This window comes from Vibrio hepatarius, assembly GCF_043642085.1.
Classification (GTDB): domain Bacteria; phylum Pseudomonadota; class Gammaproteobacteria; order Enterobacterales; family Vibrionaceae; genus Vibrio; species Vibrio hepatarius_C.
Genome location: NZ_JBHZSA010000003.1, coordinates 498,607 through 519,667 on the forward strand (window position 1 = coordinate 498,607; position 21,061 = coordinate 519,667).

Annotated in this window: 21 protein-coding genes; 10 read left to right on the forward strand and 11 right to left on the reverse strand. The window is 44.4% G+C overall.

Annotated features, from left to right (window positions below):
- Position 1: 1 nt before the first annotated feature.
- Positions 2-1,216, forward strand: a complete 1,215-nt coding sequence (locus ACHUFZ_RS08420; RefSeq protein ID WP_394126768.1) for an aromatic amino acid transporter — start codon at positions 2-4, stop codon at positions 1,214-1,216.
- 16 nt (positions 1,217-1,232) lie between these two features.
- Entirely contained in the window at positions 1,233-1,613 is a 381-nt protein-coding gene (locus tag ACHUFZ_RS08425) for a Rid family detoxifying hydrolase (protein WP_394126769.1), read from the forward strand.
- A gap of 89 nt (positions 1,614-1,702) precedes the next feature.
- Here ACHUFZ_RS08425 and fecE read toward each other — a convergent pair whose 3' ends face one another.
- The 4 genes from fecE to ACHUFZ_RS08445 are packed head-to-tail and all read right to left on the reverse strand — an operon-like array spanning position 1,703 to position 5,347.
- Positions 1,703-2,467, reverse strand: coding sequence for a Fe(3+) dicitrate ABC transporter ATP-binding protein FecE (fecE, locus tag ACHUFZ_RS08430; RefSeq protein ID WP_394126770.1), 765 nt, complete (start codon positions 2,465-2,467; stop codon positions 1,703-1,705).
- Positions 2,467-3,438 (reverse strand): FecCD family ABC transporter permease, encoded by a 972-nt coding sequence (locus ACHUFZ_RS08435; RefSeq protein WP_394126771.1) that lies wholly within the window; start codon positions 3,436-3,438, stop codon positions 2,467-2,469. Before ACHUFZ_RS08435 ends, fecE begins: the two co-directional genes overlap by 1 nt.
- Entirely contained in the window at positions 3,435-4,418 is a 984-nt protein-coding gene (locus ACHUFZ_RS08440; protein WP_394126926.1) for a FecCD family ABC transporter permease, read from the reverse strand. Before ACHUFZ_RS08440 ends, ACHUFZ_RS08435 begins: the two co-directional genes overlap by 4 nt.
- Before the next feature lie 29 nt (positions 4,419-4,447).
- A complete protein-coding gene (locus ACHUFZ_RS08445; RefSeq protein WP_394126772.1) occupies positions 4,448-5,347 on the reverse strand; it encodes a Fe(3+) dicitrate ABC transporter substrate-binding protein in 900 nt (299 codons plus the stop codon).
- A gap of 327 nt (positions 5,348-5,674) precedes the next feature.
- On the opposite strand from ACHUFZ_RS08445, the gene ACHUFZ_RS08450 reads away from it, so the two are divergent.
- Positions 5,675-6,292: a TetR family transcriptional regulator C-terminal domain-containing protein gene (locus ACHUFZ_RS08450; protein ID WP_394126773.1), complete on the forward strand. Its 618-nt coding sequence runs from the start codon at positions 5,675-5,677 to the stop codon at positions 6,290-6,292.
- 52 nt (positions 6,293-6,344) lie between these two features.
- On the opposite strand, the gene ACHUFZ_RS08455 is transcribed toward ACHUFZ_RS08450, so the two are convergent.
- A complete protein-coding gene (locus ACHUFZ_RS08455; RefSeq protein ID WP_394126774.1) occupies positions 6,345-7,442 on the reverse strand; it encodes an ElyC/SanA/YdcF family protein in 1,098 nt (365 codons plus the stop codon).
- A gap of 709 nt (positions 7,443-8,151) precedes the next feature.
- Between ACHUFZ_RS08455 and ACHUFZ_RS08460 the strand changes: the two genes are divergently transcribed.
- Positions 8,152-8,469 carry a hypothetical protein gene (locus ACHUFZ_RS08460; protein ID WP_244230767.1) on the forward strand — a complete coding sequence of 106 codons (318 nt, stop codon included), beginning with the start codon at positions 8,152-8,154 and terminating at the stop codon, positions 8,467-8,469.
- A gap of 44 nt (positions 8,470-8,513) precedes the next feature.
- Here the strand turns inward: ACHUFZ_RS08460 and ACHUFZ_RS08465 are convergent, their stop codons facing one another.
- From ACHUFZ_RS08465 to ACHUFZ_RS08475, 3 genes are all read right to left on the reverse strand, one after another.
- The gene (locus ACHUFZ_RS08465; RefSeq protein WP_394126775.1) at positions 8,514-9,413 is read right to left on the reverse strand and encodes an AraC family transcriptional regulator; all 900 of its coding nucleotides are present in this window, start codon (positions 9,411-9,413) and stop codon (positions 8,514-8,516) included.
- Positions 9,414-9,573: 160 nt separating this feature from the next.
- Complete coding sequence (locus tag ACHUFZ_RS08470; RefSeq protein ID WP_394126776.1) at positions 9,574-11,562, reverse strand: U32 family peptidase; 1,989 nt, start codon at positions 11,560-11,562, stop codon at positions 9,574-9,576.
- Between the two features lie 121 nt (positions 11,563-11,683).
- Entirely contained in the window at positions 11,684-12,436 is a 753-nt protein-coding gene (locus ACHUFZ_RS08475) for a substrate-binding periplasmic protein (RefSeq protein ID WP_394126777.1), read from the reverse strand.
- Positions 12,437-12,557: 121 nt separating this feature from the next.
- Between ACHUFZ_RS08475 and ACHUFZ_RS08480 the strand changes: the two genes are divergently transcribed.
- Entirely contained in the window at positions 12,558-15,143 is a 2,586-nt protein-coding gene (locus tag ACHUFZ_RS08480; RefSeq protein WP_394126778.1) for a sensor histidine kinase, read from the forward strand.
- Positions 15,144-15,163: 20 nt separating this feature from the next.
- Positions 15,164-16,069, forward strand: a complete 906-nt coding sequence (locus ACHUFZ_RS08485) for a GGDEF domain-containing response regulator (protein WP_394126779.1) — start codon at positions 15,164-15,166, stop codon at positions 16,067-16,069.
- A gap of 47 nt (positions 16,070-16,116) precedes the next feature.
- Here ACHUFZ_RS08485 and ACHUFZ_RS08490 read toward each other — a convergent pair whose 3' ends face one another.
- Positions 16,117-16,701 carry a TetR/AcrR family transcriptional regulator gene (locus ACHUFZ_RS08490; RefSeq protein ID WP_394126780.1) on the reverse strand — a complete coding sequence of 195 codons (585 nt, stop codon included), beginning with the start codon at positions 16,699-16,701 and terminating at the stop codon, positions 16,117-16,119.
- A 277-nt stretch (positions 16,702-16,978) separates the two neighbouring features.
- Between ACHUFZ_RS08490 and ACHUFZ_RS08495 the strand changes: the two genes are divergently transcribed.
- The 4 genes from ACHUFZ_RS08495 (at position 16,979) to ACHUFZ_RS08510 (ending at position 19,779) form a co-directional block, all read left to right on the forward strand.
- On the forward strand, positions 16,979-17,530 hold the full coding sequence (locus tag ACHUFZ_RS08495) for a carboxymuconolactone decarboxylase family protein (protein WP_394126781.1): 552 nt from the start codon (positions 16,979-16,981) through the stop codon (positions 17,528-17,530).
- Positions 17,531-17,714: 184 nt separating this feature from the next.
- Entirely contained in the window at positions 17,715-18,086 is a 372-nt protein-coding gene (locus ACHUFZ_RS08500) for a GntR family transcriptional regulator (protein WP_394126782.1), read from the forward strand.
- Positions 18,083-18,952 (forward strand): ABC transporter ATP-binding protein, encoded by an 870-nt coding sequence (locus ACHUFZ_RS08505; RefSeq protein WP_394126783.1) that lies wholly within the window; start codon positions 18,083-18,085, stop codon positions 18,950-18,952. The genes ACHUFZ_RS08500 and ACHUFZ_RS08505 overlap by 4 nt, the downstream gene beginning before the upstream one ends.
- Entirely contained in the window at positions 18,952-19,779 is an 828-nt protein-coding gene (locus tag ACHUFZ_RS08510; protein WP_394126784.1) for a hypothetical protein, read from the forward strand. The genes ACHUFZ_RS08505 and ACHUFZ_RS08510 overlap by 1 nt, the downstream gene beginning before the upstream one ends.
- Positions 19,780-19,850: 71 nt before the next feature.
- On the opposite strand, the gene ACHUFZ_RS08515 is transcribed toward ACHUFZ_RS08510, so the two are convergent.
- Together ACHUFZ_RS08515 and ACHUFZ_RS08520 are read right to left on the reverse strand one after the other, a co-directional pair.
- Positions 19,851-20,189 (reverse strand): TehB family protein, encoded by a 339-nt coding sequence (locus tag ACHUFZ_RS08515; protein WP_394126785.1) that lies wholly within the window; start codon positions 20,187-20,189, stop codon positions 19,851-19,853.
- A gap of 17 nt (positions 20,190-20,206) precedes the next feature.
- Positions 20,207-20,980 carry a ferredoxin--NADP reductase gene (locus ACHUFZ_RS08520; RefSeq protein WP_394126786.1) on the reverse strand — a complete coding sequence of 258 codons (774 nt, stop codon included), beginning with the start codon at positions 20,978-20,980 and terminating at the stop codon, positions 20,207-20,209.
- Positions 20,981-21,061 lie beyond the last annotated feature (81 nt).

Genomic DNA, 21,061 nt, shown 5'->3' on the forward strand with positions numbered 1-21,061 from the left:
TATGACTGCAAAACCTTCCTTATTGGGTGGGGCCTGCATCATTGCCAGTGTCTGTGTAGGCGCTGGCATGTTAGGCCTACCTAGTGCGGGGGCGGGAGCGTGGACAATTTGGTCTATGCTTGCCATTACCCTGACAATGTTAGTAATGACCGTTTCAGGTTGGATGCTACTTGAAGCGTTCAAACATTATGACTTAAGAGTTTCTTTTAATACCGTAACCAAAGACATGTTGGGCGAAAAGATAAACATGTTTAACAATCTTACGGTGTACTTTGTGGGGGGGATATTGCTTTACGCGTACATCACCTCTTCAGGGCTTATTTTACAAGATCTATTGGATATCAATAGCAAGATTGCATCGATACTATTTGTGGCTGTATTTTCAATTTTTGTCTGGCATTCAACTCGTGCTGTTGACCGAATTTCAGTTCTCTTAATTGCTTTTATGGTGTTGAGTTTCGCTTTCGGGGTTTCGGGATTAGCGGTCAACGTTAACGTGTCTGTATTGCTGGATACGATAGACCCTGATGCAAAGTATGCTCCTTATGCCATGGCGATGTTACCTGTGGCCCTAACCTCTTTTGGCTACCATCATTCTGTCTCTTCCATGCGTGCTTACTATGGTGAAGAGCGACGTGCTAAATACGCAATTTTAGGCGGAACCATCATTGCGTTGGGGCTTTATTTCTTATGGTTAGTGAGTATTTTTGGCAATTTACCGCGCGAAAGCTTTGGCTCGGTCATCGAACAAGGCGGCAATATTGACGCATTACTTATGGCGCTTGACTCGGTTATAGAGTCACAAAGCGTCGAGCGAGCAATCAATGCATTTTCTATGGCTGCGATCTTGTCATCATTCATTGGCGTAGGGTTGGGTGTGTTTGATTTTCTAGCCGACCTGTTCCGCTTTGAGAATAACAAGAAAGGCCGAACCAAAACTTGGTTTGTTACTTTTGTACCACCATTGGTTTTTTCTATCCTCTTCCCATTTGGTTTTGTGATTGCGATTGGTTATGCCGGAGCTGCTGCGACGGTTTGGGCTTGTATTATTCCTGCCCTGTTAGTGATGAAGTCGCGTTCTAAAGATAACGGTGACGAAGGCTTTGTCGTACCCGGAGGAAAGCTCATGGTTGGTTTGGTTATTTCTTTTGGTGTACTGACTGCGGTATTCCACTTTATGGCAATGGCAGGAGTTCTGCCAGCATTTAACGGTTAAACGACAAGGAGTTTAGATGACTATTATCAATACAGACAAAGCGCCAGCTGCAATTGGCCCATACATTCAAGGTGTCAAACTCGGCAACCTTGTGATCACTTCCGGTCAACTTCCTTTAGACCCAGAAAGTAAACAAATGCCCAGCGATGTCGCAGAGCAGACTACACGCTCGTTACTCAATGCATTGGCTATTATTGAAGAAGCAGGGTTGAGTATTCATGACTTCGTAAAGACGACGGTTTTCGTCAAAGACCTCAATGAGTTTTCGGCTATCAATAAGGCTTATCAGGCTTTTTTTGAACAGCGCGGTGCTGATTTTCCGGCCCGATCTTGTGTAGAGGTTGCCCGTTTACCTATGGATGTGAAAGTGGAAATAGAAGTGATGGCATCTAGATAACCAAACCTAGAAAGAGACATCATATTATGAATATGGCCACATTAAGTGGCCATTTTTTGTTGGGTGAAATTGCTATTTTTCGCCGAGGCTTATCGATTAATACACATCGGTTTACTTGAAATTGGATCCGACATGACAACCGCATCAAGATCGAAGACATCCTTCAGCAGTGATTCGGTAAATACCGTTTCGGGGGTTCCTGTTACGGCAATCTTGCCGGATTTAAGCACGACCAAATGATCGCAGTAGCGACAAGCTTGGTTTAGATCGTGCAGCACAACGATGATGGTTTTGCCACTGGCGTTGAGCTTTTGGATTAACTTCATTAACTCGACTTGATGCGAGAGATCGAGATAGGTGGTGGGTTCATCTAGCATCACAATCGGTGTGTCCTGAGCCAGCACCATTGCAATCCAAACTCTTTGACGTTGTCCGCCGGATAGGGCGTCGACTTTCTTATCAACCAAATCTTGAATTTGAGTTTCTTCAATCGCCTGATCGACTTTTTGATGATCTTGTTGAGACAGCTTTCCCCAGTAAGACAAATAAGGTGAGCGGCCATACTCAACTAAACGACGAACGGTAATATCTTCTGGAGTGGTCAGCACTTGGGGTAGCAACGAAATATGCTTGGCCAACTCTTTATCTGGATAGCTTTTGATGGGTTTACCCAGCACTGAAAGTGCCCCTTCAAAGCTCTTATTGATTCGGCAAAGTGTTTTTAACAGCGTTGATTTTCCGCTGCCATTCGGGCCAATCAAGGCAGTAATTTTTCCTTCTGGGATCGCAAGGTCTAAGTCGTGAATGATGGTGTCTGTTCCATATGAAACAGACAGTTGATGAGTTGTAATCATTATTTCCAACCTTGATAACGCTGAAGTAAGAAAATGAAGTAAGGAGCGCCAATAAGAGAGGTGAGAACTCCTGCTGGCAGCTCTAAGGGGGGATCGATACCGCGTGCAAGTGTATCGGCCGTTACTACAAGTAGAGCGCCAATGACGCCTGACATCGGCAGCAGGAGTTTGTGATTGTGACCAAATAGGAGTCGGGCAAGGTGTGGTGAGAGAAGCCCGACAAAACTGATGGTACCGCACACAGCGACGCTGACACTGGCCAGTAGCACAGACAGGATCAATGCGATGAAACGTGTTCGCTCTGGTTGTGCACCTACGGTTGTTGCCGCTTCTTCGCCTAATCCCATCAGGTCGAGTCGCCACGCAAGATACATAGCGCAAGGAATCAAGCAGGCTAGGCTAAGCCAAATTAGAGGCATCTGAGACCAATTTCGTCCCCATAAACTGCCGGTTAGCCATACCATAGCGGTATTGATTTCAACTGGGTGGACGATGAGTAAAAAGTCGATGCCACTTGAGATGAACGCACTAATCGCAATGCCGATCAAAGCAAGCCTTGCGGGAGTTGGGTTGTACTTATAGGCAATCGTGATGATCACAATTGCAGCGCCAATACCTCCAGAAATTGCCACACTGGCGAGGAGCGGCAGTGAGGCATCAGGAATGTAGACCAACAGCAATGTTGCAGCGAATCCAGTACCTGCACTGATGCCCATCAAGTCGGGTGAAGCAAGAGGATTACGCAGCACACCTTGAATCAGCGCGCCAGAGATACCAAGCCCCGCGCCAACGCCAATCGCCAGTAGAAAGCGAGGTAGACGATATTGATTGATAATGAAATCGAGATCGCCGCCATTCCATAAGGTATGTATGACTGCGCTAGGCTCCAATGGTGTACCACCAATAAACAAGCTGCCGATAGCGCAAATCAGTAAAGTGCCGACTAACATTGAGAGTTTAAGCTGGATCATGACATTTTACTCCTCACGGCTAGAGCAATGAAAAATGGTGAGCCAATGAGCGCAGTGATAACGCCAACAGGAGTCTCAGCAGGAAAGGCGACCATTCTAGAAATAACGTCAGACCACAGGAGTAAACTTGCTCCGACGAGAGCTGAAGTCGGGATCAAAATGAAATGGTTGCTACCGACTAATTTACGCGCAATGTGGGGGACCAATAGACCAACAAAAGCGATGGGGCCCGCAATCGCAACACTTGAAGTGGTGAGCAGTAAAATCGCTATACAAGTAATGATTCTGGTGGCGGAAATGTTGACACCTAAACCAACGGCAATATCATCTCCCAGCGCGAGTAAATTCAAGCTTCGAGCAAGACTGAAGGTGATGAGAATACCGACTAAGCTCACGGGCCAGAATGCATCCCAATCTTGCCAGGTGATATTGGATACTGATCCCGCTAGCCAACTCAATACGCTATAAGCCATATCGTCTGCTAATATCAGAGCACTTCTCGTGATTCCTACCAGCAGAGCATTGACTGCAATACCTGCCAGAACGAGTTTAATAGGATGCGATTTGGCGCTGAAAAAGCCGCCGAGAGATAGCACCAATAAGCCACTTAACGCTCCACCGAGCAGGGCGCTGATAGAGAGTGGTAGCTCAGGTAAGAATGCCAAATTCATTGAGGTTAAAGCGATAAAGCATGAAGCACCGGCATTGATACCCAAGATGCTTGGAGACGCTAATGGGTTCGCAGTCAGACCTTGCATTAACAGTCCTGCTATCGCGAGGTTAACGCCAATCAACATTGAGGTTAGTACTCTAGGAGCTCTTAGTGTCGCAAGGATTTGCTGTTCCATGCTTGCACTATCAAAGTGAAATAGGTAGTTGGCTAGGTGACCAATAGATAGATCAAAAGAGGAGTAGCTAACCATTGATGAGATGGTACCTGCCACCAGTATAGCGGCGGCAGTCAAACACCCCAGTAGCATACGCTGCTGGGGTGAGGTCGTTTTTTCGATCATGATTTATTAAGAATGGTATCGAGATTTTGTGCGATTTCTTCAGCGGCATTCATGCCACGGTTGAGAGACCAAACTTGAGGGGAAACCTTGATGATTTGTTGCTGCTTTTGAGAGTTTAATAGATTAAAGAGTGGGTTTTGTTTCCACGTATCGGTGATGGTCTCATCGCTGTATGGACCAAGGAGCAACCAATCTGGATTCACTTTTAACAACTGCTCTAAGCTCACTTCTACGTAGGCCTTTTCGGTCTCTTGCGGCATTGGACTTTGAATGCCAAGGTTGGTTAGTACGCTGCCGGCATAAGATTCTGGACCATGCATCCACATGCCTTTTTGTGTCACAACCGCAAACTGCATTGTTTGTTGGCTAGAGAACTTGGTTTTGTATTCGGCCATCAATGATTTGTGCTGGCTGATACGCTGCTTCATTTCCGTCTCTTTGTTAAGAACGATACCGATCTTTAATGCTGCTTCAAGGTTCTCTTGGTAGTTTTCCCCACGGCTTTTTAGAATCAAGGTCGGTGCGATTTTCGATAAGTCATCATAGGCAGGCGAGTGACGTTGCACATCAGCGATAATAAGATCTGGCTTAAGCTGAGCAATGATCTCTAAACTTGGCTGAGGGCGCATACCGACTGAGGTCCAAGGAGAGATCTGATCACGAATTGACTTAAGGATGCGATTGACATCTTTATCATCGGCCACACCAACAGGCGATACGCCGACTGATGCAAGAGCATCAACAAATGAGTATTCAAGTGCTACAACGCGCGTTGGAGTCCCTGTGATAGTGAATGTGCCTTTTTCATCAACGACAGAGCGCTGATCCTGTGCGGTGACACTAAATGAAAGCATTGCGGCTAACAGGAGTGAGGAGAGTTGTTTGAGTCGGTTCATTAAATCATTCCATTAATATCAAATCAGTAGCGGACAGAACACAGTCCGTTGCGACGCATTTCGTCATACATCAAACGAATTTGTAGCAAAATATTAATAATGAATGCTAATTTAAATGATAATTAATATCAATGCCGATAGGGGTGGTTTGCTATTTATGGGTGGTCGCGCGGTATGGTGTGTGAGAAGCGAAATTGTAGATAATGTAACCTGCAGGAAGTTGAAATAAGAGAATTGTAAGGATTTGACCAGAGTGATTGATAGGGCTTGTCTTCGATAACATAATGTTTACACTGGAATAGCGTAAACATTTATAAAGGATGAAGAATGACTCGCATTAGGCAGAAGAATCAGCAATTGATTATTGAAGTCGCCAGTGAACAGTTTGCATTGCAAGGGTATGCGGCCACCAAGATGGTTGATATCGCAAAAGCGGCCGACATTGCCAAAGCGAACGTCTTCTATTACTTCAGTTCCAAAGACAAGCTCTACTACGCGGTATTACAAACCGTGACGCAGCCTTTGCTAGAAGCGTCTCGCCCGATTGAAGAGCTCACCGACCCGGTTGAAGCGCTCAGCCAATACATCCAAGCCAAACTGCGAATTTCGCAAGAGCACTCTTACGCATCAAAAGTGTTCGCTAATGAGGTGATGTCAGGGGCGAAAGTGTTGCCGGAAGATATTGCTCAAGAACTGTTTAAGCAATCGCAAATGATCATCGATAAATTTGCAACATGGTCGCAGCAAGGCTTGATGGACGATGTTCCCCCTCATCACTTGATGTTTAGCATCTGGGCTGCAACGCAAACCTACGCTGATTTTGGTTGGCAGATTTGTAATGTAATGCAAAAAGATCAGCTCGACGATAATGATTATCGCCAAGCGGCAGAGTTTCTCACTCAACTGATCATTAAAGGGTGTGGCGTTAAGAGTAATGGACATTAAAAAACCAGCCTATTCGGGCTGGCTTTTTCTTTTGGCGTTCAGAGCGGCTGGCTTAACGTGACTCAAGTGGGTATGAGCGATAGCTCCACATACCGTAAGTTCTTAAAGCGTCACGGTAGATCCCAAGCAGCTCACTGTCACTGGCTTTTTCAAGTTCCTTCAGGGGCTTGTCTGGGTAGCTTACCGTATCAAAAGTAATGTCTTGTGGGCCTGTTTGCCAACTGGCAATTTCGAATAAGGTTTGTCCACGGCGAACGTGACTCGCGGAGCTAATAATAGTCGCATGCTGAATATTGTGGCGTGCTAATGCATAGCTACTAAAGAGTGCATTACCCACCGTGCTAGTTGCGTAATTTTCCTCGATGATTCGCTCTTTTTTAATGCCTTTTTCAATCAACCAGTCAGCCATTAGCTTACCTTCGGTTTTATGATTTTTAGGTACACCACCAGTCAATACAATTAAAGCATCTGGGTTGTCCTTCGCCATTTGTAATGTCGTCTCTAGGCGCTCAATAAGGATTTGATGCATCGAGCCATCAGGGTTCAATGCATAACCTAAGGTGACAATAGCGCCATGATCATCTAGTTGACCTTTGCTGGCTTGTTTTTTCAGTGGTGTGGCTAACACGCGGTCAACGGTTTCAAAGATTCGATTTATGTCTGATGCCTTGCCCGCATTTAACTTCGCAAGCGTATCCATGTGTTTATCAGACTCAGCCTGATTACGGTTAAAGCGCTGCCAAACAGCGAGGTAAGCGTGTAGGTCGACGTCTTGCGGCGCAACGGATAGCGCTTGTTCAAACAACTCAATCGCTTTATCTACATTCTTGTTGTAGATCTGCGCATTCGCTGCCGAGATAAGCAAATCAGTACGGTACGGTTCCAGTTGGTAAGCTTCTAGTAAACGGTCGGTAACGGTTTCCATATTGCTTGGCATTTTGGCGGTAAACCCAGCGTGAGAAATACGGGCTGGGGATTTAAACGCCTGCACCGCGTCATTGAGTAGTTGGTCTACCACTTGGCGCTTAGTGATGAGTTGGGAATAGTCATTGTCAGAGACAATAGCACTATCATTAGCAGCAAAAGTGTGTGGGGCAGAAGCTAAGCAAATGACGCTACCAAGAGCGAGGGCAAGGAATTTTTTCTTCATAGAGAAGTCCTAATTTTTTATTTTGAATAGTAAGACAGGTGATTTTGTAGCTTAGATTCAAACGATTAATAAACTGTGAAAGGACTCTCAACTCAGCTTGGTGATTCTCCACTATTGGTAAATTTCAGAATTAGGATCACGAAAGTTTTACCCAACTTTTTACTGCTGGGAATCTCAGCGATAGATGAATCGTGTTTTTACTATGTTTAGAGCGGAATATTTATCCAATGAACCTCCCCTCTATTGCTCCAAAATGCTCTCTATTCGTCTAATTGCCTATCTGCGAAAGCTAACTTTTCACCCTCTAATATCTTGAAAGTTATCTTTATTTTTTTAAGAGTAATAAATCACAACCTGATTAAGATCATAGTAAGTGGCTTATTGAAATTTGGCGCGTCGGCACTTTACCCCTTTTGGAGAGGGCCGATTTTTTCGGTTACTGATTGAAAATCATCATAATTTTGAGTACTAGCGGAAAATACTTCGAAAATACCGAGTAAAAATGCAACTTTAAATTACTTTTTCAGAAAATGCTCTCAAGCTAGCGTGAATGGGACACAACAAAATAATTAGAAATACAGATGAATAAAAAGAATGTTCTTTATGCTGCCATGGGTGTTTCAGAGCTGTCTATTCTTGGTAGCAAACCATGCTCCCAATCTTTGCCATTCTCGGGTGGTCGATTGGGCTCAATGATAGAGTGGAGGCAATGATGATCTTATCCAGTGAATTGAAGAAAGTCGGCACTATCATCACCAACTTAGTGGATATTGTTAAGAAGCACGGCGTAGAGCTAAACAGTGAATCAACGTATTACATCAGCAAAACTTTTAAAGAAAAAGTAATCCCTTGCAGCCGCAATGTGCATTACTACCTCACCTTGAACAATGATGTTGGCGATATCCTGATCACTAAAATTGTCCACGCGAGTAACTCGATTGATATTGGCTTTAAAGATATCTACGGTAATAAGCTCGCTAACGCGACCATCACAGATAAAGGTGAGCTCAAAGAGTATCGCTTGTAGCTAGAGACCTGCGAATCCATTCAATTAGATTCGCAGGCTTTCTGTTACTTAATCGCAGTACAAAAGCTTACATCGGCGTGCTGAGTTTGCGGATCGTAGCTGTGATAGAGCTCAAAGCATGGGCGATCATCGTTTTCAACACCAGTTTCAATCACCTTGCTCATCAAATCATCCCACGCTTTGGCATATTGGTTATGTTCGGTGATGTGTTGACGCATGACCGCATATTGCCCACCAGGAAAATCTTGCAGTTCAATCCCACTTGGCACTTGTGTATCAGCCGGGACCATCAAACAGATGTCGGTGCGACATTTGTCATTGGGTGTGACTTCAGGGTTATCGTGATAGATAAAGATGCAGGTATTACCCGCCAAGTTTTTCATTCCAGCCCACTGATACAAACGCTTTGAGGGTTCTTCATAGCCTTCACCATAAGGGCCAGTGACTCTAACGTAGGCGAGTTTAGTTGCGTCAAATTGTTGCATTTCCATTGTCTTTCTCCATGTCGTTGGTTCAGAGCAAGTATATGGAGTCGTCATCTCGCTTTCGTTTCCAATCTTGCGCAAGGTGTGTCCAATCTTGCTGTTTTGTGCCAGCGTTGAAAACTCTTGATAGTTTTTGCAATCACGAAAAGCGGTCGGTGTAACACCGTAATGTTGTTTGAACGCCTTGGCTAAACTTTGAGAAGAAGAAAAACCAAACTCTAACGCAATGTTGAGGACGGGCTGTTTGGTTTTGAATAATTCATCGGCTGCTGCTGCGAGTCTTAAACGGCGAATGAAGTCGGCCAGTGTTTCTCCTTGCACCGCTTTAAATGTGCGATGAAAGTGATAGGGAGAAAGGTTCGCTAATGCAGCCACTTCGGGTAGGTTGAGAGGTTGATTGTAGTTTTGTTCGAGGTAACGGATGACCGGAATCAACCGCTTTTTATAGTCTACACCCATTTAGGTTCTCTTTATTCCCTGAATTATCGTTTCAGGCTAACCGATTGAGGCAGAGTTTAAAACCTGAGCGTAAAAAGATGAGTTGGTTTTGGTGTTTTAACAGAATAACGACAACGAAAAGGCCGCGAATTCGCGGCCTTTTATGTGGGTGCGCTCTGGCTTAGAGCCCTTTCGAATATTGGGCATTGGTCGTTGGTTGAATTACTGAATGCAGTGACTGACTATTCTCTTCATTGTTGTTATCAAGCAGGGTTAAGAATGCCTGAATCAGATCTGATTTCTCTATGCTAACTTGCGTCTCAGTCTGAATGTCTCGCAAGTCGATCAAAATGTCACTGAACAGGTTTGGCAGTTGTTCAAGCACCTCTAAGTTCAACACATTGTGCTCGCTGTATATCGCGTTGTGACTGCCTTTATGTTTCTGGATGACATAAGGATTGTCTTTCAAGTTGATGATTGATGTGCGTTTCTCACAGCGCTTCAAACAGCCTTTGTTTACTTTAATCTTGCGGCAGCCTTCCGTTTGTTGGAACAAACATTGGCGGCTCGTCAGCAGAGTATTCGGGTGATAAATACTGTAGAACAGCTGCATATTGTCACTGCGCTTGATGTGTCGCATCTGCTTCATGTTGAGTTCGTTGGAAATAAACGCACCGGCACAAGCGAACTCTTCTTCAAGGCAAGCAAGGGCATAAGAGTTGGTGATGTTCATTTGTGGACCGGCAACCCAAGCAAGCCCTAGCTCTTGGGCAATAACGCCAACGCCAGAGTTATTCGTCACCATTTGCTTTGGTTTCACTACTTGTAAGAAGCGCTTAGCGGCGACAAAGTCATCGCCAATCAAAATTGCAGGGAACCATGGCATCAGGCTCGGGTTAGCAGCAAATCGCTCAATTAGGCTATCGCACTCTGCTGCTAAGCCCATCGGGAGCTGGTAATAGAAATTCGCATCAGAGCCGTTGATTAAGCCTAAGTCATCTGCTGATGAGAGTAACACCGACAGTTTCGCTGTATCGACAGACTTGGCTTGCGGCAGAGCCTTCAACTGAGGGACATCAATCGCCCCTTTTAGGCTCGCACTATTGTCTTTGGCTGGCGTGAGAACCATCGCATCGGTCTTTGAAGCTACCGTTTCAATAATGGCAGTTTTGTCATCGTAGAGCTTCTTCTTCACCTGCTGAACTTGCTCAGTGCTGGTGCATTGATACACCTTAGAGAAGTGCTTTACGGCGTGATCGCGTGGGTTGTCGATGTACATCGCTTTACCAAATTCACCCTGCAAGAACGCGTTGGAGAAATCACGGTTAAACACGGTGTAAAGCTCAGTGGTATCATTCGACAACTCGGCACCATCGTAGAAGCGATCTATTTGCTTGCGCCAGTTATCGACCACGGTGTAAACGTAGTGAGACTTCTTAATTCGACCTTCGACTTTCAATGAGTAAACGCCTGCATCGACTAACGCTTCGAGATCGCCAAACGCCGAGTTATCTTTCATGTTGAGCGGGTAGCTATTGCCTGTTTTGGTGGTTTCATACTGCTCACGACAAGGCTGACTGCAGCGACCACGGTTGCCTGATGCGCCATTGCGAGCCGAGCTGATATAACAGATACCTGAAAAACCAATGCAGTATGAGCCGTGGACAAACACTTCCATCATCACATCATGTTGACGACCAAACTGAGCTAAATGCTTAATCTCATTGATGTTCAATTCACGAGAGAGATTCACGCGGCTGGCCGTTAGCTGGTTAAGAAACAGGATCTGACCTTCATTGTGCGTATTGAGCTGGGTAGAGGCATGAACATCCAAGTCGGGAAAGTAGTTTTTAAGGATGTAGGCTAAGCCAAGATCTTGCACGATGATGCCATCAATGGCCGTGGTATTCAGCTGGCTAAGTAAACGTACGATGGCTGGGATTTCGCTTTCTAGAATCAATACATTCAAGGTAAGGAAGATCTTACAATCGTGCTGATGAGCAAGCTGCAACACGCCATTTAAGTTATCTAAGGTAAGGTTAGTGGCTCGGTTACGGGCATTGAATCTATCTAGGCCACAATAGATAGCGTCAGCACCCGCTGCAATCGCTGCTTTGATTGAATCTAAATCACCACCGGGTGCTAATAACTCAAATTGATCACGTGTCACTGTATGTCTCTTTCACTGCATCATAAATCAGGCACGCAGTTTACGGGTTTCATACATTTGATGTTCGACTAGTTAACCTTTTATTAATCTGGGTCAAAAACAAATAATGTCTCAGTAGAGCCTATTTGTATTTGCTGTGAATCCGTTCCATTTGTCCATCAGCGATCAGCTCTTTTATGATCTGATCAATCTGCTCGATTTTGCTGGTATGAGGGGACTTTTTAGAGATCGCATAATAGATCGGAACGGAGACTCCGGTGTTGTATTCCACGGTTTCAAATTTGTCACTGTAACCAAGCTTAAGCGTCTGGTAGTCGATGTTCGGGTTGGTGCCAATAATCACATCGATACGTTTGTTGGCCAGCATGTGGAGCAAAATCGCCTCTTCACTGACTTGGTAGCGGTTAATTTTAGGGTCACTGTTAAAGGGTTCAAAGTATTCAGACTTTACGACAGTCCCAACCTTGAACTTATAAAGATCTTCATAGTTTTGAACCAGTGATGCTTCGCCTTTACGAACAAGAAAGACCACTTCAACGTGAGAATACGGGGTCTCGGTGTAAGTGAGGTATTGCTCTCGCTCCTTATTTTTTGCAATGCCACTGATGATATCGACCGAGCCGACTTCGGTTTCGGCTAAACAGCGTTTAAATGAACATCGTTTGAGCTCAATTTTTTGCCCCAAGCGCTGACCAATAATGTGTGTCAGATCCATATCAATGCCGCTGTAAGGTTTTGTCTTAGTGAGGGCGTAAGGAGGCCACTCGCTGGCTACAGCACTTAAATGTTCGGTCGCCAATGCAGGAAAGCTGAAAATCGATATGGCGATTAAGCTACGTATAAAGCTCGTTTTGACGTGATTATTGCGAGACATCCGTGTTCGAAGCAAAGTCATTCTCTCAAATTTTCGATGTAATGGTTATTATTATGTTAAAGATTTAACACGCGTATGCATTTAAGTTAACTTAGCTTGTAAAACAATCAAGGATGATGGTTTGAAAAGTCGATTGATGTCGTTAGTCAGCAATAAAATTGCCTTTAGGCAAGCAAGCTTTATTGTACTGATGACTTTTGTTACAGGAATTTTGTTTAGTGGTTGGCAGCTTTGGTATGACATTAAGCAAGAGTTGACTGCGTTTGACGTTGAGATTCAACATAAGTTGACCGCCGTGCAACATCCCGCTGCAAAAGCGGCATTCCATGTTGACCCTGATCTCGCAGGGCAAATTGCCTATGGCCTCTTTTTAGATAAAGCCATTTTAAGTGTAGAGATTATCGCAGACCTCGGAGCCGATGGCTTCTCGGAGCCTCTGGTTAGCGATTTTGTCGAGTTGACTCCAGACGAAAAGAGCTTTATTTCAGAATCGTTGCTTGGCGGAGAGCAGAGCTACTCACTCGATCTATTTTTAAGTGAAGAGCCAGAACGTCGACTGGGTATTCTCAAAGTAACGGCACATCCTCATGTCCGTGCTGAAAGTTTTTTAAATCGTGCTATTTCGACTTTTTTGCTTGGCGTTTTACGAAACGGAATTATTGCCGCCATTGCTTTCTATTATTTCTATTCAACGCTTTCAGCACCCATTCGAAGGCTCACCAAAGATTGGGAGTCCATCAACCCTGTTCTACCTTCTCCTGATGATATAAAAGGCAATGCGGCTGAACGTGATGATGAGTTAGGTCGTCTAGTTCGTCAGATGAAGTTAGTGCTATCTGTGATGAAAGAGAGTGTGTTGAAGCGGCAGGTAATGAAACAAGAACTCATCCAAGTGAACGAAAAGCTGGAAGAAAGAGTGTTGGCTAGAACGCAAGAGCTGCAAGTGGCAAAGCAAGAGGCTGAGCTTGCAACTGATGCGAAGTCCAAGTTTTTGGCTCAAATGAGCCATGAAATCCGCAACCCAATGAATGTCGTTTTTGGTTTATGTCATTTGTTATCAAATAGTCCTCTCACTAATAAGCAACACACTCATGTTGACCAAATCCATCAATCTAGTCGTGGAATGTTGCGATTGCTAAATGACATTCTTGACTTTTCGCGCATAGAGTCAGGCAAGTTTGAACTAGAGAGTGTCCCCTTTTCAATCGCAGAACTTGTGCAATCTAGCTTTCAGCAGTTCGCTCATTTAGCTAGGGAAAAAGAGTTGGACTTTTCCTTTGAAAACGAATCGAGAACCTCAGTTCTAAGTCTAGGAGACCCTCTTCGAGTTGAACAAATTGTCACTAATCTCATCACTAATGCCATTAAGTTTACCTCCGCTGGCTTTGTCAAGATCACACTTAATGCGGAGCAGAGAAGAGAAGGGCAGCTATGGTTCATGGTGAGTGTGCATGATAGCGGAATTGGCTTAAACAGCGAAGAACTGACCCAGATCTTTGATAGTTTTTCTCAGGCAGAAACTTCGACCTCTCGTCAGTATGGAGGTTCGGGGCTAGGTCTCAGTATTAGTAGTGACTTAGCGGATTTGATGGGAGGTGAAATTACGGTTAAGAGTCAAAAGCATCAAGGTGCTTGTTTCTCGTTTGAATGCCAGCTTCCATTGGCTCTCTCTGCGCCCCCTGAACAGCTACGTATCAAGGTGGTCGACACTGAAACACTAGCACTTAAACCGCGCCAAACGCTCTCGATATTAGTTGTCGATGACGAAGCTATGAACCGACAAATTCTCAGCGAACTGATACAAAGCTCAGACATCCATTGTTACGAAGCGAGCAACGGTATCAAAGCCATAGAAAGGGTGAACAAACAGCACTTTGATTTAATTCTTATGGATATCCAGATGCCAGAAATGAACGGTTTGCAAGCTGCAGAGGTGATTAGGCAGCGGTTCACTTCAGATCAACTTCCCATTATTGCTGTCACGGCAAATGCTTTTGCCAAGGATAAAGAGCTTGCGCTACAAGCTGGGATGAATACGAGCATCGAAAAGCCCATAGATACCGCAGAACTCTATAACGTGTTGCAGCAACATCTTCCTTTCTCTCCAATGATTCAGCCGAGCATCAAACATTTTGGTGGATGGTCTGGTGGCCTAATTGATAAAGAAAGAGCCCTGAATCGTGTGGGGTATAACCATGCACTCTATAAAGAGTTGGTTGAGACGTTTTTCGCGAAGCATTCAAATAGTGTGATGGATATGCGTAGTTTGGTCGATGCGGGAGACTTTCAAGCAGCATTCGCGCTTTGTCATGCAATAAGTGGGAGTTTATCTAACTTGGGGGCGCAATTAGGTGAACAGTCTCGTGAGGTTGAGCAATCTCTGTGTAATGAGAACATTGATTGGGTAGTCTTAGGGGAATATTTCGATCTCCTGACATCGTCAATGAAAGCAGTTCAAGAGTTTGTTGAGCAATTAGATAGCTCGGTGACATTTGGTGATACGACAAAGGTCGATGTTAACGAGAGCTGGGGTTTGGCGCGTCAGTATATTCAAGAAGGGAACAGCGAAGCTGAACACCTTGTTGCCCAGCTTGTAAACTGTGTCACCGGCGAGCAGGCCAAGGTCCTAGAAAGAATTAAAATCGATCTCACTGATTGTGAATTTGATCGAGCCTTAGAGCAGTTCGATAGTCTAAAAATAACATAACGGTTAGTTGGCTGAGTAGTATGGACAGAGAAAAATTTAAAGCTCTCATTGTTGATGATGAAGCGATAAACAGAAAAATGTTGGCAAACATATTAGATGATTTTACCAACATAGTGGCGAAGGACGGCCATCAGGCTTTGCAACGTGCTCAAAACACAGACGACATCGACATTATTGTGTTGGATGTCATGATGCCCGAAATTGATGGTTATGAAGTGTGTCGGCGTCTTAAGGAAGATCCAAAAACAGAGCATATTCCTGTTGTGTTCGTTACCTCAAAAGGCAGTGAATATGATGAAGAGCTAGGCTTTCGTTTAGGGGCATCGGATTACATCACAAAACCGTTCAATAGCAGTATTGTCCGAGCCAGAATCGATAATCATGTGAGGCTTAAAAAGCAGTGTGACTTTCTAGAGAAGTTGAATGTCACCGATCCTTTAACTGGAATCGCTAACCGTCGTTCATTGGAAGAAACGTTGCAAAGAGAGTGGGTCCAGGCTCAAGAGACGCAGCGCCCACTGTCTTTGTTGATGATCGATATAGATTACTTCAAAGCATTTAATGACTTATATGGACACCAACAAGGGGATGAGTGTCTTAAGCAAGTTGCTTGTATGATTCAAATGCAACTGGTTAGCCCCGGTAGTCATGTATCTCGTTATGGAGGAGAAGAGTTTTGCGTAGTCTTACCTGAGGTAGAGAAAGCGGAGGCTCAACAATTGGCAAGCAAGATTATTTCAGCTATTGAAACTGCATCGATTGAGCATCGAGGTTCAACACTCAATGAAAAAGTCTCAGTTAGCATCGGTGTAACAACCAAATCTGCCCAATTAAAGCGCGCCTCTGATCTCATTGCTATCGCGGACAGAGCTCTATATCACTCTAAGCGAAGTGGCCGTGGTCAAAGCTATTATATGGAGCGTTAGTAGAAATAGTGAATTTTAGGCATTTTTTGTCGGGCGTTTAACCTAACTCAAAAAGGATAATGTAAAAAGATATCGTCGATCATTTCTTCTAACAGCTCATCGTCGTCGCAAGCTTTCGCATAGGTGCGCAGCCCAGCTACTTGAACTTGTAAGTGTCGAGCGAGCTTTACAGGGTCTTTTTCTGCAGAGATGTCATTGCACTGCTGGGCTTGGGTAATGACATCGGTAAAAGTGCACTCCATCTTCTTAAAACAAGCCTGAGCCTCTTCAAGTAACTCTTGATGCTCATCGGTTAATTCACCAATTGTTTTTGCCAACATACACATTCCGTTTGGCGCGCCATGTTTGGTATTGATGACGATATGTTTTACGAACTCTTTTAGTCCTTCTAAAGGAGAGTCGGCCTCCTCTAAGCAACGGTTTAAATGCGCAATTCCCATCTGGGTATAGTTATTCAACGCCTCTTTAAACAGCCCATCTTTACTGCCAAATGCGGCATAGATACTGCCTGGTCGCATGTCGATGACATCTTGTAGATTTCGCATAGAGGTAGCGTGGAAGCCTTTTTGCCAATAGAGGTCTGTGGCTCGGTTGATCACTTGGTCACGATTGAATTTGGCGGCTTTACCCATGCTCTTCTCTTGAAATCTCATTTTGAACGTTAGTTCAATTATAGGTTTTTTATTTTGTAGGGTAAAGCTGGCAAATCTCGCACTGGCTTTATCGCCGTCAAAATATATTTCATCAATAAAAATACTTATGTTTCAAAATCTTAAGTTAAAACCTTTACGCTAAATTGAACAGTCGTTCAAATCAATGCTTGAACGATCGTTCAATTGGATCTATCGTATGTTCATCCGCTGGGGAGGCCTAGCGAGCAACGAACATCACATTGATAGGAAAATTAAAATGAAAGAGTTTAAACGTCATACGATTGAATCAGCGCCACAAGCAGCACAAGCGATCTTACAAGGTGCTCAACAAAGCATGGGAGCAGTACCAAACCTATTAGCTACACTGGCTGAGGCGCCTGAAACGCTTAAAGCTTACAACCAGCTTCACACGCATTTTGTAAACAGCTCATTTGATGCCGAAGAGTTGACCGTAGTTTGGCAAACCATCAACGTTGAGCATGAATGTCGTTACTGCGTCCCTGCTCATACCTTGATTGCGAACTCAATGAAAGTAGATGGCGCGATTACTGAAGCGCTGCGCACTGGCTCTGCATTACCGACTGAGAAACTTCAAGCATTGCAGGACTTTACACTCAGCATGGTTCGTAGCCGAGGTAATGTCACTCAGGCGGATTTAGAAGCATTTTATGCAGCCGGTTATGCTCAGCAGCAAGTATTAGAAGTGATTCTTGGCTTGTCACAGAAAGTGATCAGCAATTATGTAAACCATGTAGCGAAAACACCGCTAGACCCAATGTTTCAGCCATTTGCTTGGGATGGTAAATAGGTTCTAAGTCGTAGGCGTTTTAACTAGCAACCTCGATATTTCAAAAGCTCCCTAATCTCAGGGAGCTTTGTTGTATTTGGTACTTTATATATTCGTTGACTGATATTTATGGTTGCAATATCGCCCAATTGCTTTAGTGTTATACCTATGTATAACACTAAAGCGAATTGATGAGGGCGATACCATGACGGAATGGAATGACAACCAGCCTATCTTTCGCCAATTGGCTGACCGAATAACAGAGCAGATTTTACAGGGAATTTGGTGCGAAGGTGAAGCGCTTCCGTCAGTGAGAAGTGTGGCTGCCGATCTGAAAATTAACCACCTAACCGTGATGAAAGGTTATCAGTTACTGGTAGATGAAGGCTTAGTCGAGAAAAAGCGTGGCCAAGGGATGTTTGTTGCCAATGGTGCAGTAAGACAGCTTAAAAGCGACCAAAGACGAGACTTTATTGAGCAGCAAATCCCCTCCATCGCGAGTAAGCTGCAGCAGTTGGACATCCCCCTAGACGAATTTATTAATCAGCTAAAACAACATGCTGAGGACAAATCATGAGTGTATTAGTTAAAGCGACTCAAGTGTCAAAACAGTACTCTGGCCAAGCGAAAGAGCAGGGTGAGGCACTAAAAAACATTAACCTAGAGCTAAAATCGGGTCAGGTACTCGGTTTACTTGGTCATAATGGTGCGGGTAAATCTACCCTAATTAAAAGCTTGTTGGGTGCCCATGATTATCAAGGTGACATCCAAGTTCTTGGAATGGAGCCAGTAAGCGAGCGAGCCAAAGTGATGGCGCATCTCTCTTATATTTCCGATGTAAACGTGTTGCCAGACTGGATGAAGGTCAACCAACTGCTGCGTTATACCGCGGGCGTTCATCCTAGCTTTGATATTGAGAAAGCGCGCCAAGTACTCGAAAAAACCAACATCAAACCAAACAGCAAAATTAAGTCTTTGTCGAAAGGGATGAAGGTGCAGCTGCATTTGGCTTTGGTGATTTCAACCGACACTAAGGTGCTGATTTTAGATGAGCCTACGCTAGGTTTGGACTTGGTTTATCGCGACACGTTTTATCGCCACTTGCTCGAGTGGTTCCACGATGGTGAACGAGCATTGATTATTGCCAGCCACGAAGTGTCTGAAATTGAGCACTTGCTGACTGACGTGCTTATCTTGAAGCAAGGTAAAGCGGTACTGCAGTCTGCGATGAGTGAGATTGAAAACGAATATGTCATTGTCGAAACAAGCGACTCACAAGCAGAGAAAATCCAACACCTCAATCCATTATCGAGCGAGAAAGCACTCGGTAGCACACGATGGTTGTTACGTGCAGAGCAGGTGGAACAACTGAATGATGTCGAGCAAATTTACAATGTAAAACTTGCTGATCTGTTCTTAGCGTTACAAAAAGGAGCAGCGTAATGAATGCCAATATCTATATGTTAGAGAAAGAGTGGTTAGAGCATAAAATGGTCACTCGCGTGCCATTGGCGCTGCTTATCTGTGGCGTGGTTTTTCTGTTTAGCATCATCATGAATAGCACGATTCAAACTAACGTGACCTATGAACTGACCTACAGCGACGGTTTTGAGTCGAACTTTGCACTTGGCAAGCAGCTAAGTCACTTGGTGTTTGGCTTTGCCGGAATTCTGTCTTTGATTCTTACGGGGCTCTACTTTCCGAAGACTTTGCGCAAAGAGCGCCAAGAAGGCAGTTTGATGTTTTGGCGTAGCATGCCAGTGAGCGATATGCAGATCCATCTGGTTAAGCTGTGTTTTGGTTTGTTGGCGATTCCAGTGATCTGCTCAATCTTGGTGCTCAGTGCTGACTTTCTAATGTGGGTGATTAACTCGGTTGTCGGTGATAAGTTCCCACTATTTGCTACGGGAGAGTCAGTATTGTATGTGTTTACTAACTGGCTAGAGTTTATTGCCCGAATGTGGCTGATTGGCCTCGCTCTGATCCCAATGGCAACGGTATCACTAGCGATATCGCAGAAGGTAAACTCGCCATTGTTGGTGATGTTAGTGGCTCTGTTTGTGATTCAACTAGTGTCAAAGTCGCTACTAGGTGCTCATGGTGTAGGGCACTTTATTGAAGCGATTTCAATCTTGCCATTTGAGATGTTAACGGCAGAAAATCCGCTCAGTGCGTTTGCCAACATGGGCATGGTGAATCTGCTGATATACGCATTATTGGGTGCACTGGGTTTAGTGGTTAGCTTAAGGTTTGCTAAATACGCTGACTAGAGCTTACGACTTAGTGAAAGAAGAAAAGCCACCGCATTGTCGGTGGCTTTTTTGTCTTATTTCTTTATTTATCAAGACGTAGTATTAAACATCTTTTCGTTTTTCTTATCTTTGTCAGACCAGAAGTTGATATTGAACTGGGCGTCGTCACTGATCTCAATGCGATGCCAATATTGCGGAGGGCTAGTGGCAAACTGGCCGGCTTCGATGACCACTTTTAATTCATGTTCGCTTGCGTCGGCGTCAGCGAAACCAAAGTAAGTGACAGTTCCTTCCATAACACAAAGTTGGCCGAAGACGCCTTCCGCAGTATTGTGATGATTAAGTAATGCTGCTGGCACATTTTCTTTAGTAAAGAATGGGGTAGAGCGTTGAATTGTCCAGTTTGATGGAATACGTAAATGTGTCATATAAAACCTCTGCTAACTTACCAATAATTTTCACTACTAAATTGACCGGGCTTTCTGCGTAGATGCTTGGTAAACCCGAGTTTGTTTAAACTTTCGCTGCTCTCTTTAACCATTGCGGGATTACCGCACAGATAGAAGAAGCAAGATGAGCTATCCGGCTGACATCCAGCCGCTTGGAACAGGGATCCACTTTCGAGCAACAATGGAATTCTTCCTGACAGAGCTCCGCGGACCGATTCTCTAGAAATAACTGGTACATAAGTAAACCTCGCTCCAAACTTTGCTTTGAACTCTTGGATTTTCTCTGGGTAGCTTTGCTCTGCTTGGGTTCGCGTTGCATTAACTAGGATAATTTTTTCAAATCGTTGACTTATCTCAGGCTGATCGAGCATCGCTAAATATGGGCCAATTGCCGTCCCTGTGCTAAGCAACCAAAGCTCCGAAGCGGCGTGAGGGATTTCATCGAGTGTCATAAAGCCTGCCGCAGTGTCAGAGATAAGAATGTCATCCCCAATTTGTAACTGTTGAAGTCGAGGAGATAGTTGGCCAGTGGCATCAGCAATAATTAAGAACTCAAGCTCATTGGTTTGCTCGAAATCATTCGGATGATTGACGATAGAGTAAGCCCGTCGAATCAACTCCCCTTGCTCGTCATAAAGTGCGAGTTTTACGAACTGACCTGCTATGTATGGGCTGAACATTCCGCGAATCCGCAGTGAGAATAGTCGTTCCGTCCAATCAAACTTGTCCGCTACCTTTCCTGAGATAAATCCTGCGTAGGGCTTTATCATATCGTCCCCTTATTCACTCATGGTGATTAACTACACTAACAAGGGCTACACTAATCGTGCCAGAAGTTTAAGTTCTTTAAT